The organism is Actinomadura roseirufa, from assembly GCF_900659635.1.
Taxonomy (GTDB): Bacteria; Actinomycetota; Actinomycetes; order Streptosporangiales; family Streptosporangiaceae; genus Spirillospora; species Spirillospora roseirufa.
The window spans coordinates 1-13,174 of the sequence record NZ_CAACVB010000220.1 but is presented as its reverse complement, the minus strand read 5'-3'; the positions used below and the strand labels follow the sequence as shown (position 1 = coordinate 13,174).

At 73.0% G+C, this 13,174-nt stretch carries 13 protein-coding genes and 1 rRNA gene; 9 read left to right on the top strand and 5 right to left on the bottom strand.

Going from position 1 to position 13,174, the window contains the following annotated elements:
- Positions 1 to 85 (top strand): 5S ribosomal RNA (rrf, locus tag E1291_RS32005); the annotation flags it as partial.
- 40 nt (positions 86 to 125) lie between these two features.
- On the opposite strand, the gene E1291_RS32000 is transcribed toward rrf, so the two are convergent.
- Positions 126 to 638, bottom strand: a complete 513-nt coding sequence (locus E1291_RS32000; protein WP_131741813.1) for a tetratricopeptide repeat protein — start codon at positions 636 to 638, stop codon at positions 126 to 128.
- A gap of 77 nt (positions 639 to 715) precedes the next feature.
- Positions 716 to 1,582 carry an SDR family oxidoreductase gene (locus tag E1291_RS31995; protein ID WP_131741812.1) on the bottom strand — a complete coding sequence of 289 codons (867 nt, stop codon included), beginning with the start codon at positions 1,580 to 1,582 and terminating at the stop codon, positions 716 to 718.
- 75 nt (positions 1,583 to 1,657) lie between these two features.
- Between E1291_RS31995 and E1291_RS31990 the strand changes: the two genes are divergently transcribed.
- On the top strand, positions 1,658 to 2,035 hold the full coding sequence (locus E1291_RS31990; RefSeq protein WP_131741811.1) for a winged helix-turn-helix transcriptional regulator: 378 nt from the start codon (positions 1,658 to 1,660) through the stop codon (positions 2,033 to 2,035).
- Positions 2,036 to 2,243: 208 nt separating this feature from the next.
- Here E1291_RS31990 and E1291_RS31985 read toward each other — a convergent pair whose 3' ends face one another.
- Positions 2,244 to 2,840 carry a YbhB/YbcL family Raf kinase inhibitor-like protein gene (locus E1291_RS31985; RefSeq protein WP_207401048.1) on the bottom strand — a complete coding sequence of 199 codons (597 nt, stop codon included), beginning with the start codon at positions 2,838 to 2,840 and terminating at the stop codon, positions 2,244 to 2,246.
- Between the two features lie 229 nt (positions 2,841 to 3,069).
- Here E1291_RS31985 and E1291_RS31980 point away from each other — a divergent pair, with 229 nt between their 5' ends.
- Both E1291_RS31980 and E1291_RS31975 read left to right on the top strand, forming a co-directional pair.
- Positions 3,070 to 3,492, top strand: coding sequence for a MerR family transcriptional regulator (locus E1291_RS31980; protein ID WP_242614508.1), 423 nt, complete (start codon positions 3,070 to 3,072; stop codon positions 3,490 to 3,492).
- Positions 3,489 to 4,358: an LLM class F420-dependent oxidoreductase gene (locus E1291_RS31975; protein WP_131741810.1), complete on the top strand. Its 870-nt coding sequence runs from the start codon at positions 3,489 to 3,491 to the stop codon at positions 4,356 to 4,358. The genes E1291_RS31980 and E1291_RS31975 overlap by 4 nt, the downstream gene beginning before the upstream one ends.
- A gap of 31 nt (positions 4,359 to 4,389) precedes the next feature.
- On the opposite strand, the gene E1291_RS31970 is transcribed toward E1291_RS31975, so the two are convergent.
- Complete coding sequence (locus E1291_RS31970; protein ID WP_131741809.1) at positions 4,390 to 5,016, bottom strand: DUF7691 family protein; 627 nt, start codon at positions 5,014 to 5,016, stop codon at positions 4,390 to 4,392.
- A gap of 534 nt (positions 5,017 to 5,550) precedes the next feature.
- Here E1291_RS31970 and E1291_RS31965 point away from each other — a divergent pair.
- From E1291_RS31965 to E1291_RS31950, 4 genes are all read left to right on the top strand, one after another.
- Entirely contained in the window at positions 5,551 to 7,044 is a 1,494-nt protein-coding gene (locus tag E1291_RS31965; RefSeq protein ID WP_131741808.1) for a protein kinase domain-containing protein, read from the top strand.
- A gap of 67 nt (positions 7,045 to 7,111) precedes the next feature.
- Positions 7,112 to 8,434 carry a UDP-N-acetylglucosamine 1-carboxyvinyltransferase gene (gene murA / locus E1291_RS31960; RefSeq protein WP_131741807.1) on the top strand — a complete coding sequence of 441 codons (1,323 nt, stop codon included), beginning with the start codon at positions 7,112 to 7,114 and terminating at the stop codon, positions 8,432 to 8,434.
- 199 nt (positions 8,435 to 8,633) lie between these two features.
- Complete coding sequence (locus tag E1291_RS31955) at positions 8,634 to 9,374, top strand: GntR family transcriptional regulator (RefSeq protein ID WP_131741806.1); 741 nt, start codon at positions 8,634 to 8,636, stop codon at positions 9,372 to 9,374.
- 130 nt (positions 9,375 to 9,504) lie between these two features.
- Positions 9,505 to 11,022, top strand: a complete 1,518-nt coding sequence (locus E1291_RS31950; protein ID WP_131741805.1) for an FAD-dependent monooxygenase — start codon at positions 9,505 to 9,507, stop codon at positions 11,020 to 11,022.
- 35 nt (positions 11,023 to 11,057) lie between these two features.
- Here the strand turns inward: E1291_RS31950 and E1291_RS31945 are convergent, their stop codons facing one another.
- A complete protein-coding gene (locus E1291_RS31945) occupies positions 11,058 to 11,465 on the bottom strand; it encodes a DUF2795 domain-containing protein (protein WP_131741804.1) in 408 nt (135 codons plus the stop codon).
- Between the two features lie 148 nt (positions 11,466 to 11,613).
- Between E1291_RS31945 and E1291_RS31940 the strand changes: the two genes are divergently transcribed.
- Positions 11,614 to 13,065: an aminotransferase class I/II-fold pyridoxal phosphate-dependent enzyme gene (locus E1291_RS31940; RefSeq protein WP_242614507.1), complete on the top strand. Its 1,452-nt coding sequence runs from the start codon at positions 11,614 to 11,616 to the stop codon at positions 13,063 to 13,065.
- The last annotated feature ends 109 nt before the right edge of the window (positions 13,066 to 13,174 follow it).

The window sequence follows — 13,174 nt, the reverse complement described above, 5'->3', positions numbered from 1 at the left end:
TCCCATCCCGAACCCGGAAGTTAAGCCTCTCAGCGCCGATGGTACTGCATGGGTGACTGTGTGGGAGAGTAGGACACCGCCGGACTCTTTTTGGAGGGGCCCCGCCGTTATGGCGGGGCCCTTTCTCATTTCCAGGGCCTCTCATCGGCGCGCGTCAGCGCCTCGGCATAGTTCGAGAGCGAACGGTTGTAGCGCGGAAGGTGGCGGGACAGGGCTCCGAGTGCGAGCGCGGCCGCCTCCCGATCTCGTCCCACCTCGGTGAGGGCGAGGGCCAGGAAGGCCGTCACGGCGTCGTCGAGGTCATCAGAGCGCGCCTCACGCTCCGCCACGAGAATCGCGATGCTCTCCTCGGCCCGGCCGAGGTTGCGGAGGGTACTGGCGAGCTGGATCGCGGCTTGGCGCCTCCGTGTTCCTGAGAGGCCGGCCGCGAGCGCCCGGCGGTAGTGCGCCTCGGCCTGCGCCTCCCTTCCGATCGAGTCGTTCGCCGACCCCAGTTCGAACTCGGCGATCGCGTGGCCGGGCGGAAGCTCGCCGGCCAGTTCCTCGACCTTGCTGAGAAAGTCGCGAGGATGAAAGTCTTCGGAGGCGTCCCAAAGGGCGGCCATGCGCCGCTCCCAGTCGGACCCGGGGATGATCATCGAAGCAGGATCCCACGTACGGCCCGCAGCTGATAGCGGCCCCCAGTGTTGGAAAAGCCGGTCTCGCAAGCGAAGGCTCAGCGGAGCAGCGCCTTCCGTTCGCTGATGAAATGGTCGGCGACGGTGGTCGCAGTGCGGCCGGTGAGACGCTCCACCGTGTGGGTGACCACGTCGAACCATCCGTCATGGCGCACGACCCCGTTGGCGGCCCATGCCCGTGCGAAGGGCTCCGTCACGCCGTGCCCGGCCAGGTGCGAGACGACCTCTTCACCGGAGGCCGGGACGTGCCGGACAGGTCGTCCCGATACGTCGGCCAGGACACCCGCGAGTTCGGCGTCACTGACCGCGGCCGGGCCCGTGACCTCCAGGAACTGGCCGTCGGAACCACCGTCCGCGAGAACGGTGGCGGCCACGGCCGCGCCGTCGTCCTTCCCGAGGTAGCCGACGCGGCCGTCGCCGGCGTTGCTCGGGAGCGTCCCGGACGCCACGGCCCGCTGGGCGACGCCCAGATAGGTGAGCATCGTGGGCCACATGTTGAACCGCAGAGAGGTGAAGGCGAGCCCGGATTCGGCGAGCAGCCCTTCGGTCTCCCGATGGTCGCGGGCGACGGCGCTGGGGTTCCCGGGATCTCCAGCGCGGGGAGTCGAGGTGTAGACGACGTGCCGTACGCCCGCCTTGGTGGCCGCTTCGATCGCGTTGGCGTGCAGGGGAACCCGTCCGGTGATCGCGTCGACGCTGATGACGAGCAGCCGCTCGACGCCGTCGAGGGCCCGGACGAGTCCGCCGGGATCGCTGAAATCCGCCGTGCGGGTTCGGACGCCCAGTCCGGGCACACGATCCGGGGTCCGGGAGAGGGCGACGACGTGCGAGGCGTCCACGCGCTGGACGAGGTGGTGGAGGGTGAGGCCACCGAGATGCCCGGAGGCTCCGCTGACGGCGAGCATGGAAGGTCTCCTTCGATCGGGATCGCTACGCTGATCGTCCGCCGTACGGAGCGGGCCCCGGAAGAAGGCACTTTCATGTCCACTACGCTGACCGTCCCGGTCACCCTGGCCGAGTATCAGTCCTGTCCGGCGACTGTGCTCCTGCGGCGGGCCGGGGGGAAATGGCCTGGGCTGATCCTGGCGCTTCTCAGAGACCGTCCGTACGGCTTCAATGAGCTGGACCGGGCCGTGGAGGGGCTGAGCCGCCGGGTGCTGACCCGGACACTGCGCACCCTGGAGCGCGACGGACTCGTCGGCCGCACCGTAGGGGAAGGTCGTTCACCGCGCGTGGAGTACGCCTTGACCGAGCTCGGGCGCTCGCTTCAAGCTCAGCTCACAGCGTTGGCCCTGTGGGCGGTCGAGCACGACGGTGAGATTCGCGAAGCCCAGGAACGCTTCGACGCGACCCCTTGAGCGCCGGTTGTAAGGCAGGCTGAAGAGGGCCGCTAGGGGCGCGCGGATGCTTCAGGTGAACCGGCGGTCTGCGGCGCACCTGGGCGGGAACCCACGTCCTCGGCCTGCTCGCCACGGCCGGTGACCGCCTTTCGGTCGTGGCGTACTCGCCGGCGAAGCCGAGCGTCTCGCGCGGCCCCGGCCGATCGGCGGCCTGGACGGCGTCCGCTCAGGATTCGCCGGTGATCTTGGCGGATCCCACCGACGCGTTGGTGATCGCCCGTGCCGCGGTCTGTGTCGACGAACTCTCGGTCAGCTCGGTCAGACTCTGCCGGTTGAGCGCGTGCACCACGAACTCGTAGGTGTTCACCGTCGAGGGAGAGCAGGGGCCCTGATAGCCGAAGAGCTTCGCGCTCCCGCGGTAGTAGACCTGCCTGGCCCCGGCGGGCGTCGCCGGCTGGTAGACGTGCTCGACGTTCTGCGGGAGCGACGTCGCGCTCACCGGGATGTCGTAGATCACCCAGTGGATGAGGTTCTGGTTGTCCAGGTCGCGCATGACGATCGCGTAGCTCTTGGCGGCGGCCGGCGCCCCGCTCCACGCCAGCGGCGGGGACTCGTTCTTCTGGCGCGGGTCGTTGCGGCCGTCGGTGGTGCACTCGTGCACCTTCGGGATCGTCCCGCCGTTGGTGAAGGCCGTGCTCGACAGGGCGAAGGCGGCCGCGCCCATGCCGGCGGGACGCGCGATCGACGGCGGGGCCGCGGCGATCGGGAGGCTGAGCGACCCCGCGAGGAGCAGGGCGTACGACATGGCTCGTTTCTTGGTCACAGGGGGCTCCTCGGGGAGGGTTCCGGTCGCGTCCCCCGGCTTTCTCGCCGCTGGGACGGCGTAGGGCGTGATCGCAGCCTAGGAACCGGATCCCCGGCACGCTATGCATACAGTGCCGACTTTGTCGCCGATCGTCACTGAGTGACAACGCGGTGGCCCATGGGAATGAAACCCGCGACGAGGCGCGCTTGACATTGACACCGACGTCAAGCGGTACCGTCCGTGAGCCATGGAAGTGGAGGAAGTGATGCTGATCGGGGAGCTCGCCGAGCGGGCCGGTGTGAGCACGCGTGCGCTGCGCCACTACGAGAAGCAGGGACTGCTGCCGGCCCGGCGCGCGTCCAACGGGTACCGGGAGTACCGGGAGGAGGATCTTCGCCTGGTCGCCGAGATCCGCGCGCTGCTGTCGGCGGGGTTCACCCTGCGCGACGCCCGGCCGTTCGTCGACTGCCTGCGGGCCGGTCACGAGGTGGGCGCGGCATGCCCGGAGTCGGTCGCGGTCTCGCGGCGCAAGATCGCCGAGATCGACGCGCAGATCCGTGATCTGATCAGGCGGCGCGCCGAGATCACCGACCAGCTCGCGCGGGCCTGCCCCGGCTGCCTCCCGATCCGCGGCGAGACCTCCAGCGGACACATCGAAGGGACCCCATGAAGTTCGCCGTCAGCTACAGCACGCCCTTCTACGGCGTCGACCCCGATCGGATCATCGCTTATGCCCGCCACGCCGAGGACTGCGGTTTCGAGGCGCTGTACCTGCCAGAGCACATCGCGCTGTACCCCGGTGCCAAGGTCGGGCACATCGAGCTTCCGCCGTCCCTTCCCTACGCCGATCCGCTGGAATGCCTGACGTTCGTCGCCGCGGCCACGACCCGGATCCTGCTGGGCACCGGCGTGCTGCTGCTGCCCTACCGTCACCCGGTGGTCCTCGCCAAGCAGCTGGCGACCATCGATGTGCTGTCCAAGGGACGGATGCGGCGGCTGACAGTGGGGCTCGGCGGCCTGCCGGGGGAGGCCCGTGCCGCCGGGGTCGACTTCGGCTCCCGTGGCCGGCGCGCCGATGAGGCCATCAAGGTGATGCGGTTGCTGTGGGCCGGTGGAGAGGACGGAGTCAGCCATGACGGCGAGTTCTTCTCCTTTGAGAATCTGGTCAGTTTTCCGAAGCCGTCGGGGGTCGCTCGCCTTCCCATCCACATCGGCGGGTCGAGCCGGGCGGCCGCGAGGCGTGTCGGCCGCCTGGGCGACGGCTACTTCCCCGGTGGTGCGATCGGTCCGGACGAGCGCGCCGCCCAGATGGACATCATCCGGTCGTCCGCCCTCGAAGCGGGTCGTGACCCGGACGCGCTGGAGTACACCCGGTGGGGTTCGATGGACATGTCCGTCGAACGGGCGGAGGAACTCGCCGCCGAGGGAGTGACCCGCGTCGTCGTGGGCGCGTCCTCCGCCGACCCCGAGGAGCAGCGCGCGGAGCTGTCCGCCTTCGCCGACCGGTTCGGCCTGCGGGCCCACCTCCCCGCCTGAGCCCGGTCCCGGACGCGGCCGGGGGCGGGGGCTACCGGCCGCCGTCGCGGATCAGGAGCAGCTCACGGCCTCTGGCGCGGGCGCCGTCGACCCAGGCGGGCAACAGGTCGCCGACGAGGTGCGCGGTGTTCTCGGCGTCGTCGTCGCCGTCCGGGAGCAGGTCGTGCTCGTCGTGGACGCGGCCGGTGTCGAAGACGCCGAGCTCGTCGCGGATACGGTCGAGGTCCGCCTTCGAGGCGAGCATCGGGAAGGGCCAGGGGTCGTCGTCGGGCGCCGCTGCGTGCCAGGGGAACGTCCACGCGCGGCCCCACAGTCCGGCGAGGGTGGGCAGGCCCCAGGCTCCGAACGCGTCCTCCAGCGCGTGCCAGCCGCGCCCCGGCAGGACCAGCGACCCGAGCGGGTCTCCGGCGGCGCGGCCGAGGAGCTCCAGGAGCCACGTGTACCCGGCGGGGCGGGACGGGTCGAGCCGCCCGGCGACGATCTCCCGCAGCGCGGGCTCGACCTCGGCCGCGTCGGTGGCCCGGAGCAGCGTGCCGGTGTCCCGCTGTTCCACGATCACGTTCAGGGCCGTCCGGACGAGGGCCTCGTCCCGGGAACCGGCCATGACGTGGAAGGCGTCCGCGTCGATCGCGAACGCCGAGAGATACTGTTCGGCCACCACGCCAGTATTCCGCTCTTCTGACCCGGCCGTACACGACGACGCCGTCGCGGTCGCTGCAGTCACGCTGATCTCGATGAAGTCGGCTGGGCTCTGGCCGCCCTTCACAGGGAGAGTTGGAAGGTGTTCGTCAAGGTAAGAGCCTGGGCTTAGTCGATGGCTTTCACGGTGCATTCTGGGCGGGAGATGTTCCTGGGTAACGCGGTGTGGAAGTCCATGACCTTTAGGAGAGAAGAGGGCGACCGCCGGGTCGCCATGCTTCCTCTCGCGGGCCGTCCGGTGGGTGTCGGCGGGCCTTTCTCGATGCGGCCGAGGGGCGGGAGTCGAGCAGATTATGGATCTCTTGATGATCGAAGAGTGAGGCATGGAACGGTTGCTCATCACGACGCATGTCGCGTGAGGTTCACTACGCGAAGAGTCACCGATGTGCCCGCGGCGCGGGCTCGGAGGGCGGCCGTGAGGGCGGGGATTTCGCTTAGGATCTTGCGAGCGGCCGAGTTGCGGAGGCCCTGACGGGACGGCAGGGTACAGGCCATGACTTGGGACGTTCCGGGTTATTCCGTGGTGAGGGTCCTGAGCGAAGGGCCCATGGGACGTGTCGTCCAGGCGACGCGGGACGGCTTCGGTGATCAGGTCGCCATCCTCGACCGAGCGGATGTCATCCCCGATGAGGCGGCACTGCTGACGGCGTTGCGCGACCCGCACGTGGTGCGGATCCACCACTACGTGGAGGCGCGGCAAGCGCTGGTCATGGAGTTCGTGGACGGGACGTCGCTGGACCGTCTGCTCCAGGACTCGGGTCCGATGCCCCCCGAAACGGCACTGCGGGTCCTGCGGGAGTGCCTGCTCGGCCTGGCGGCGGCGCACCGGATCGGAATCGTGCACCGGGGGCTCACCCCTGCGAACATCCTGCTCGCCGGGGGCGTGTGCAAGCTGACCGGGTTCGGGGTCGCGCTCCCCGGTGCACCCGGGTACACGGCGCCCGAACGCTGGAACGGGGAGCTGACCCCGGCCGGCGACCTGTACTCGGCGGCGGCGGTGTTCTACCACTGCCTCACCGGGGCGGCGCCGGGCGACCGCGTCCTCCTGCCCGAATGGATGCCGCCGGCGGTGCGGGCCCTGGCGGCGCGCGGAACGGCGCTGTACCCGGCGGCCCGGCCCAAGGACGCCGAGGTGTTCGGCGCCCTGGTGGACGCCGTGATGCGCGGCGAGTGGGCTCCGCCGGGTGCGCCGGCGACGTTCGCCGTGCCGGAGCCGGGACCGTCCGTGCCGGAGCCCAGGCCCGCGCTGCTGAAGCCGATGGCCGCGGTGATCGCGGTCGGTGTGGTGTGCGGCGCGGGGGCGTTCGGTCTCGGCACGGTCTTCGGCGGCGACGAGGAGCCCGCGAAGGCCGCGCAGCGGTCCAAGCCCGCCCCGGCGGCGAAGGCGAAGACGAAGGCGAAGCGGTCCGTCCCGCCGGGGACCGGCGTCTCGCGGGGCAGGATGAGGTTCACGATCAACCCGACGGCGCGGGTCGTCGGCAGCGCGGCGAAGGCCGCGAGCGCCGGCAACCGGCGGCGGATCGACGTGGCGCTGGTGGTGGCGCCGGCGGTCGTGCGCCCGGGGAACACGGTCACCGTGCGGATGGCCGAGAAGCGCACCGACCCGTCGGGATGCCCGCCCGTGGTCAAGCGCACCTGGGGGTGGAGCGTCGGCGACGGGAAGAGCGGGGCCCTGTGGCTCTATTCGCGGACGGCCGGGGTGCTCCCCACGCGCGTCAGCGAGCAGCGGATCGAGGCGGGGGTCCAGAAGGCCGCGGCCAAGACCGCGATGAAGGGCTGCGTGCGGATCACGGTCCTCCGCAGCGTCTTCAGGTTCACCGTGCCGTCGGACGGGTCGATGAAGCCCGGCACGTACCTGCTGTCGCCGTCGAACCCGCCCCGGGTCGCGCGGATCTACGGCGTGCGGGCGGGCGGCGATGTGGAGCTGCCGCTCTCGGAGGCGCGGGCGACGAACGAGGGACGGCTGCCGGCGCTGACCGTCCGGTAGCCGCTCGACACATGCCGTTTGGATGGATTCGGTTGGTCCGCCCGCGGGGTCGCCGTAGGCTTTGCCGGTGACCGAGAAGCTGTGGGAGATCGAGCCGTCGGGGCCGCTGCGCGGGGACGTGACCGTGCGGGGCGCGAAGAACGCGGTCAGCAAGCACATGGTGGCGGCGATGCTCGGCGCGGAGCCGAGCACCGTCCGCAACGCCCCCGACGTCGGCGAGGTCGGGATCACGGCGGGCATGCTGGAGCACGTCGGGATGGAGGTCGAGCGGACCGGCGGTGAGATCACGGTCGTGCCGCGGCCGGTCGCCGATCCCAGCGTGGGCAAGGCGTTCACCGGCCTGAACCGCATCCCGATCCTCATGCTCGGTCCGCTGCTGCACCTGGCCGGGGAGGCGTTCGTCCCGCTGGTCGGCGGCGACCCCATCGGCCGGCGGCCCGTCGACTTCCACGTCGCCGCGCTGCGGGCGTTCGGCGCGGAGGTGACGATCGCCGAGGACGGCATCCACGCGCGGGCCTCGCGGCTGGTCGGCACCCGCGTGGAGCTGCCCTACCCGAGCGTCGGCGCCACCGAGACGGTCCTGCTGGCGGCGGTGCGGGCCGAGGGCAAGACGGTGATCCGGAACGCGGCGACCGAACCGGAGATCATCGAGCTGGCGCTGTTCCTGCAGCGGATGGGCGCGCGGATCTCGTTCGCGCCGGACCGCCGGATCGTGGTGGAGGGCGTCGAGCGGCTGGGCGGCGCGGAGACGCGGCTCGCGGGCGACCGCATCGAGGCGTTCTCCTACCTGGTCGCGGGTCTGGTCACCGGCGGCGAGGTGCGGGTGCACGGCTGCCCGCAGGACCGGCTGGTCACCGCGATCACGACGCTCACCGGGATGGGCGCCCGGTTCGAGATCACCGACGACTGGATCATGGCGTCGGCGCCGGACGGGCTGCGCCCGGCGGCCGTGCAGACCGACACCCACCCGGGGTTCGCCACGGACTGGCAGACGCCGCTGATGGTGCTGTTCACGCAGGCGGACGGCATGTCGGTGCTGCACGAGACCGTGTACGAGAACCGGCTCGCCTATGTCCCGGCGCTGCAGAGCATGGGCGCCGAGATCGAGGTGTACGACACCTGCCTCGGCGGCCCGGCCTGCCGCTACCACGACACCCCCGCGCTGCACTCGGCCGTCGTGCGCGGTGTGAGCAAGCTGCGCGGCGGCGACGTGACGATGCCCGACATCCGCGCCGGGTTCTCGGCGGTGCTGGCCGCGGCGGTGGCGGAGGGCCCCTCGACGCTGCGCGGCGTCCACCACATCGAGCGCGGCTACCACCGTCCGGTCGAGCAGTTCCGCGCGTTGGGCTTGGCGCTCAAGGACGGCCGCGACGCGTCCCGGCGGCCCTAGCGGACGACGGCGAAGCGCGGGCCGGCCGGCCGGTCTCCTGAAGCGCGCCTCGCCTGAGCGCGACGACGGCGAGCTCGGCGCCGAGGACGACGACGTCCGCGCCCCCGGCGGGCGCCCGCGTCCGGGCGGAGCGGCGGGCGCGGCCCGCGAGGCATGGGGTCGGCGCCGCTCGCCCGGCGGGATCGGATATGTATGAAGGGTGATCGATCCCTCCGGGCCCCTGCCGAAGTACCTCCAGCTTCGCGCCATCCTGCTGGACCTGATCGAGCAGGGCGGGCTGCCGGTCGACGCGCCCGTCCCGTCCGAGCGGGAGCTGTGCCGGCGGTACGGGCTGTCGCGGATGACCGTGCGGCAGGCCGTCGACCAGCTCGTCGCCGAGGACAGGCTCCGCCGCATCCCCGGCAAGGGCATGTTCGTCGCGCGGCCCAAAGTGCGGATGCCCAAGGAACTGGTCTCCTTCACCGAGGACATGCGGGCGCTCGGCATGCGGCCCGGCTCGGTCGACCTGGCGTGCCGGACCCTCGACGCGGACGCGCGGCTGGCCCGCTGGTTCGACGTCCGGCGGGGCGCGGCCGTACACCTCCTGGAGCGGCTGCGGCTGGCCGACGGGGAGCCCATGGCGGTGGAGCGCTCGCACATCCCGGCGGAGGCCGCGCCGGACCTGTTCGCCCGCCGCCCGCCCGACGCCTCGCTCTTCGAGGTGCTCGAACGCGAGTACGGGATCGTCATGGACGCGGGGGAGCAGACCATCGAGGCGGGTCCGGCGGGAGCGGACGACGCCGGGCTCCTGAGGATCGACCCCGGCTCCACGGTGTTCTTCCTGCGCCAGCGCACGTTCAGCCGGGGCGCCTGCGTGGAGGTGTCCCTCGCCACCTACCGCGCCGACCGCTACCGGATCCATCTGGGCCTGGAGAGCCGTCACGGCCGCGTCCCCGGCTGACCGGGTCCCGCCGGCCGCGCGGGTGATCGTCCCGGGTGGCCGCATCGCGCCTCGGCCGTGAGGGACGCCGGTTCCGGGGAAGGTTCGAGCGCGAGATCCGAGCACGGCGCCGGACCGAGAGGAGCGCGGGATGCCGCCCACCGGGAAGCCCGCCGGGAACGTGCTGGTCGTCGGGGCGGGCCCGACCGGGCTCATGCTCGCGGGCGACCTGGCCGCCGCCGGGGTGGCCTGCACGGTGCTGGAGCGGCGCGCGGCCGGGACCGGCGACCTGACCCGCGCCTTCGCCGTCCACGCGCGCACGCTGGAACTGCTGGACGCGCGCGGCGTGGCCGGCGCGCTGGTGGCGACGGGCGTGCGCGTCTCCCGGCTGCGCCTGCCCGGCGGCCCGGCGCTCGACCTGTCGCGGCTGCCCGGCCGGTTCCCGTACGTCCTGATCACGCCGCAGTACGAGACGGAGCGGGTGCTGCGCGCGCGTGCGCTCGCCGCGGGCGCCGAGATCGTGCACGGCGCCGAGGTCACCGGGCTGCGCCAGGACACGGCGGGCGTCGAGGTGAACGCGCGGGCGGCCGGCGGCGAGCGGACCTTCCGCGCCGCGTACGCGGTCGGCGCCGACGGCGTGCGGAGCACCGTGCGGGGCGCCCTCGGCCTGCCGTTCCCCGGCCGGTCGGCGGTCCGGTCGGTGATGCTCGCGGACGTGCGGCTCGACGACCCCCCGGGGGAGGCGCTCACCGCGGGCGCCACGGGCGACGCCTTCGCCTTCGTCGCCCCGTTCGGCGACGGCCGATATCGGGTCATCGGCTGGGACCGGCGGAACCGGCCCGCTGCCTCCGAGCCCGTCGGCCTGGACGAGCTGCGCGGGGTGATGCGCCGCGCGCTCGGCACCGACCACGGCCTGCGCGAGGCGCTCTGGACCTCACGCTTCCACAGCGACGAGCGGCAGGTGCCGCGGTACCGGGTGGGACGGGTGTTCCTGGCGGGCGACGCCGCGCACGTGCACTCCCCGGCGGGCGGGCAGGGCATGAACACCGGGCTGCAGGACGCGGCGAACCTCGGCTGGAAGCTGGCGGCGGAGATCGGCGGCCGGGCCCCGTCGTGGCTGCTGGACAGCTACCACGAGGAGCGGTACCCCGTGGGGCGGTGGGTCCTGCGCGGGAGCGGGGCGCTGCTGCGGCTCGTGCTCCTGGAACCGGCGTGGCTGCGCCGCGTCCGGGACGCCGGGGGCCGGGCCGTAACGCGCACGCCGCCGCTGGCCCGGCGGATCGCGGCGGCGGTGTCGGGCCTCGGCATCGCCTATCCCGCGCCGCGCGGCGCGCACCGGCTGGCCGGCCGGCGGGCGCCGGACGTCCCGCTCGCGGGTGCCCCCGGGCACCTCTACGGTCTTCTCGGCGACGGGCGGTTCGTGCTGGTGACGGCGGTGAACGATCCGGCGGTGACCTACCTCGCGCGGCGATGGGCGGGCCGGGTCCGGTGCGCGCTGGCGGGCCGCGCGACCCGCGCCACGGTGCTCGTGCGCCCGGACGGGTACGTCGCCTGGGCGTCCGATACGGCCGCTCCCGATCCGCGGGCGGCGGAGATCCGCGACGCGCTGGCCCACTGGTGCGGCCTTCCCGAGCACGAGCGTCCCCCCGCCCGCGAGCCGCGGCCCTGAGCCGCCCGCCGGGGCGGCACGGCCCCGAAGGGCGTTCAGAACCGGCGGGACTCGCGGCCGTAGCCGAGCTCCTCCGCGACGTCGGCGACGTTGCCGTACTCGCGGTCGGGCAGCGATTCCAGCGCGCTGAGCGCCGTGTCGGGCGCGCCCGCGTCCGATGCGTGCCCGACGAGGTCGGCGGGCCGGGCGGGGTAGCGGACACCGGTGAGGAGCCGCGCGAGGTCGCTGCGTCCCTCCACGTCCCGCGCGGTCATGCCCGGCGGGGAGCCCTCGCGGGGGTCGCCGCCCGGCGCCGCCGGGTCCCACGGCTCGTCGGCGGAGTACGGCTCGGTCTCCCTGGACTCGTCGGCGTGGGTGGGGTGGCCGCCACGGACCAGGCCCTCGGTCCCCCGCCCGATCTGGTCGTCGGCCCGGGCACCGTGCTTATCGCTCTTGTCCGGCATGAGGCAGTCCTTCCTGTGCGGTCACAGCGTTCCCGGGCGGCGGCGCCCAAACCCGGCCGCGCCCTCTCGGACGATCTTCCGGGCCGCTCGTTTGGGACCGTAGGATTCGGTGGATTCCGGGCGGTATCGCGGCAGGGGAGGACGATCAGTGACCGGACACATGACGCCGGAGGAGTTCCGCCGGTACGGCAGGCAGGTGGTCGACTGGATCGCCGACTACCAGGAGAAGGTCGAGTCCTACCCGGTGCTCTCCCAGGCCCGGCCGGGCGACGTCCTCGCCGGCCTGCCCGCCCACCCGCCGGAGCGGGGCGAGGGCTTCGAGGCCGTCCTCGCCGACCTCGACCGGGTCGTGCTCCCGGGGATCACGCACTGGCAGCACCCCGGCTTCTTCGCCTACTTCCCCGCCAACGCCAGCGGCCCGGCCATCCTCGGCGACCTGCTGTCGGCCGGGCTCGGCGTGCAGGGCATGCTGTGGGCGACCAGCCCCGCCTGCACCGAGCTGGAGACCCGGGTCCTGGACTGGCTGGCCGAGCTGCTCGACCTGCCCGCGCGGTTCCGCTCGGGCGGCGCGGGCGGCGGCGTCATCCAGGACTCGGCGTCCGGCGCGGCGCTGGTCGCCGTCCTCGCCGCCCTCCACCGCGCCGACGGCGGCGCGTCCGGCCGCGACGGGATCAACCGGCGCCACACGCTCTACATCAGCTCCCAGACGCACTCCTCGATGGAGAAGGCCGCCCGGGTCGCCGGGATCGGCGCCGGGAACGTGCGGGTCGTGGACACCGACCCCGGCACGCTCGCGATGGACCCGGCCCGGCTGGAGGCGATGCTCGCCGCGGACGCCGCCGCGGGCGCGCTGCCCGTGCTGGTCTGCGCGACCGTCGGCACCACCTCGACCACCGCCGTCGACCCCGTCGCCGCGATCGGCGAGGTCTGCCGCCGGCACGGCGTCTGGCTGCACGTGGACGCCGCGTACGCGGGCGTCGCGGCCGTCTGCCCGGAGCTGCGCTGGGTCAACGACGGGCTGGACGGGCACGTCGACTCCTACTCCACCAACCCGCACAAATGGCTGCTCACCAACTTCGACTGCAACGCGTTCTGGGTCGCCGACAGGGAACCGCTGGTGGGCGCCCTGTCCATCCTGCCGGAGTACCTGCGCAACCGGGCCACCACGTCCGGGGAGGTCATCGACTACCGCGACTGGCAGATCTCGCTCGGCCGCCGGTTCCGCGCGCTGAAGCTCTGGTCGGTGATCCGCTGGTACGGCGCCGAGGGGCTGCGCGAGCACGTCCGGACGGGGGTGCGGCTGGCGGGCGGCCTCGCCGAGGAGATCGCCGCCGACCCCGGCTTCGAGCTGCTGCCGCACCACCCTTTCGGGCTGGTGTGCTTCCGGCCGCGCTGGGAGGGCCTCCCGGACGTGGAGGCCGACGCGGCGACGATGCGGCTGATGGAGCGGCTCAACGCCTCCGGGGACCTCTATCTCACCCACACCAAGGTCGGCGGACGGGTCCTGCTCCGCATGGCGATCGGGGCACCGGCCACCGGCGACGCCCATGTCGCCGCGGCCTGGGAGCGGATCCGCGCCGAGGCGGCGGCGGAGGGCTGACCGGCGGCCCGCGGCGTCAGGACTGGGACAGCCGCATCGCGCCCCTGCTCCTCTTCCTGTTCGCCGTCATCGTCCTGGCGGAGCTGACCAAGGAGGCGGGCGTCTTCGA

Excerpts from the sequence above, each read along its gene's own strand:
- E1291_RS32000 (WP_131741813.1), bottom strand. The coding sequence starts at position 638 with ATGATCATCCCCGGGTCCGACTGGGAGCGGCGCATGGCCGCCCTTTGG.
- E1291_RS31995 (WP_131741812.1), bottom strand. The coding sequence starts at position 1,582 with ATGCTCGCCGTCAGCGGAGCCTCCGGGCATCTCGGTGGCCTCACCCTC.
- E1291_RS31990 (WP_131741811.1), top strand. The coding sequence starts at position 1,658 with ATGTCCACTACGCTGACCGTCCCGGTCACCCTGGCCGAGTATCAGTCC.
- E1291_RS31980 (WP_242614508.1), top strand. The coding sequence starts at position 3,070 with ATGGAAGTGGAGGAAGTGATGCTGATCGGGGAGCTCGCCGAGCGGGCC.
- E1291_RS31975 (WP_131741810.1), top strand. The coding sequence starts at position 3,489 with ATGAAGTTCGCCGTCAGCTACAGCACGCCCTTCTACGGCGTCGACCCC.
- E1291_RS31965 (WP_131741808.1), top strand. The coding sequence starts at position 5,551 with ATGACTTGGGACGTTCCGGGTTATTCCGTGGTGAGGGTCCTGAGCGAA.
- E1291_RS31950 (WP_131741805.1), top strand. The coding sequence starts at position 9,505 with ATGCCGCCCACCGGGAAGCCCGCCGGGAACGTGCTGGTCGTCGGGGCG.
- E1291_RS31945 (WP_131741804.1), bottom strand. The coding sequence starts at position 11,465 with ATGCCGGACAAGAGCGATAAGCACGGTGCCCGGGCCGACGACCAGATC.